This is a genomic window from Amycolatopsis pretoriensis (genome assembly GCF_900107925.1).
GTDB lineage: Bacteria > Actinomycetota > Actinomycetes > Mycobacteriales > Pseudonocardiaceae > Amycolatopsis > Amycolatopsis pretoriensis.
The window spans coordinates 1-2,338 of the sequence record NZ_FNUJ01000027.1 but is presented as its reverse complement, the minus strand read 5'-3'; the positions used below and the strand labels follow the sequence as shown (position 1 = coordinate 2,338).

General features: G+C 53.0%; 1 protein-coding gene. It reads right to left on the bottom strand.

Annotation, left to right across the window (positions count from 1 at the left end; translation table 11 throughout):
• On the bottom strand, positions 1–2,069 hold a 2,069-nt coding region (locus tag BLV96_RS49605), incomplete at its 3' end, for a hypothetical protein (RefSeq protein ID WP_143051174.1).
• Positions 2,070–2,338 lie beyond the last annotated feature (269 nt).

Below are 2,338 nucleotides of genomic sequence, written 5' to 3'. Positions count from 1 at the left end.
AAGTTTGTCTGAAAGAACAACACCTCAAACCCTGGTTTTTCCACTGCTGAAAATACGAGGTTCGTGTCAATTATCAGCGCGTCACGCTGCGGTGCCACAGAAGCCAGACCTGCCTTTATCAGATCAGAAGCATGCTGAATATCTCGCATCACAGCCGACCGCAGGAACTTGCTCCCGCTGGCCGACCCATATCGAAAAGTTACAAATACGCCAACCTTCATGCCGGGCAAGAGGTCAGAAAGATGTTTCCTGGCGATCGCCTTTACAGCCTCAAGATTTTGCGTCAGGTCTTTGGCCAACGACAGAACATTTCCGTCGGTATCTTCCCGCGTCAAGACGGCTTCAGGTAATGCATCCAGGAAGAATTTACCCACGAGCCAGCCGATAGGACTCTTACCCCGCCATCGCGGCGGAGCAACACCCCACTTCGAATCTCGGGCATCCACTATTGGCCGCAGGTCCGCCGGCGGGTCAATCCAGTCACCGTTTCCTGCAAAACTCACGCGGACTTCGGACCACGGAGTTGCGAAAATCTGCTCCGTGTCGACGTGCTCGCGAACTTGCGCAGCGGAGATATTCATCCGCTGCGCAATAGAATTTCTCGCCAATGCATCGTCGACCGCCTGCGTCAGCGTCGAATCGACCGACAGAAGTCGCTGATCACTGGACACACTGTCCGGGTCATACTTTTTCGTAGTCAGATATTCAATATTGATCCTCGGCGAAGATATTCCACGATCCTCCGCCAGCCGGCCGATAAGCCAATCTATTGCCCCGCCTAGCTTAGCCAACGAAAGCGCTGACAAATTTTCTTCCCCGAGATGGGATCCAAGTCTCAGTTGCACTCTACCGTCGCGCGACTCTAGTTCATGGTAGTCAAAGGCCTCAATACCCACAAAGCGTCTTCGGCTTGTCTTGATAATTCGCGCGTCTATTGCGAGCCGAGTTCGGGTTTCCGCAGCCATTCCCCCGGTAAGATCGTCCTGGATCAGCTCAAGCAACCTATCCTGGCTAAGCTTGCCAGCAGCGCTTTTTAGTTGAGTCGTCGACGCAAACCGGATATAGATTCCGATCTTTTTACTGGCCGGTCGTTGGGCCAGCAAATCTTTCAGCTTGGCTTTGAAATTTTTGTACTCGTCAGCGAAATTACCCGGCGGAATCAGAAGTTCATCATGTCCGGCGGAAGATCGGATCTTCGGGGCATGCTCTGCCGCGAAGTCGAGCTCAGACGACAATAATTGATGCCGTACCTTACCTGCGCGAACTGGCGTTTGCCCTGGCTTCCAGTCCCACTGCGCAGCCTTTATCGAAGACTCATCTTTCGCTGAAGACTCGGCGGCACGTACGACTGTTTTACTAGTTTCACCCAGAGTTTTATGCGTTTCACCCAGAGGCTGTCGAACACTATCCGGAGGAGCAACCGACTTCCCGGCGGTCTTAAACTCCACTACTACGACGTTGTGATTTCGTGTGAGGCCGGCCGCTCGGCTAATCTGCTGCCAAACATGCTCGGCTGTGATATTTGCCCGTAGCGCGGACGGGTTCCGCTGCAGCGCCCCTGCCACCGCCCGGTGCAGTTCTCCCTCGATCGATCGAATCCGAGGATCGCCATTGACATCTAGCGATGTCCCTGTTCTCGCCCAGCGGTGGTATGCAATGCTGACCGACGATAACGGCGACCCGGACTCCGCTTCGGCAACGATTCGCCCAACCAACCAATCTACCGCCCGGTCGAGAATAACAGACGATAGTTTAGTTGGATTATTCTGATACCTATTGCTGAAACCCAAGTACAGTCGCGGTAGATCGTCCTTCGATATTAGTTCGGTGTGCTGGTAAATTTCAACGCCAAGTTGGTTATATGGTCCTCTTGCAACCAACATATCTATTGCCAGCTGAGAGCGCTTGTCGGGCGCTACATCTGAGAGCAAATCTGCTGATATTTTTCCTAATATGTCGGACTTCTTTGTGCTTGTTGCATGTTTTTGCTGTGTAATAAGTTTGATATTAACACCAATGAGCTTTCCTGCAGGCAGATTACCGACCACCTCGGTTAATTCACGTTTCATCTGCAAATAGTCACTTTGGAGTGTCCCTCCTTCGGAGACTATCTGCGATAACTCGAGACCCTCTGCATATGGACGCCGCGCTGCACCGAACCTGATCTTTAGTTCGTAGTGTTCGTGATGCGGGCTAGGTGTAACAGTGGGTTTCAACGGCTTCCAGGTTGTACCGCCGGCACTAACGGACGGCGTTTCGACAACAACAGGGTTGTCAGTTCCTACCGGCTCCGGTCCGGCACCGGCACGTGTAAACGGCTCAGTCCGGGTCGTACCCA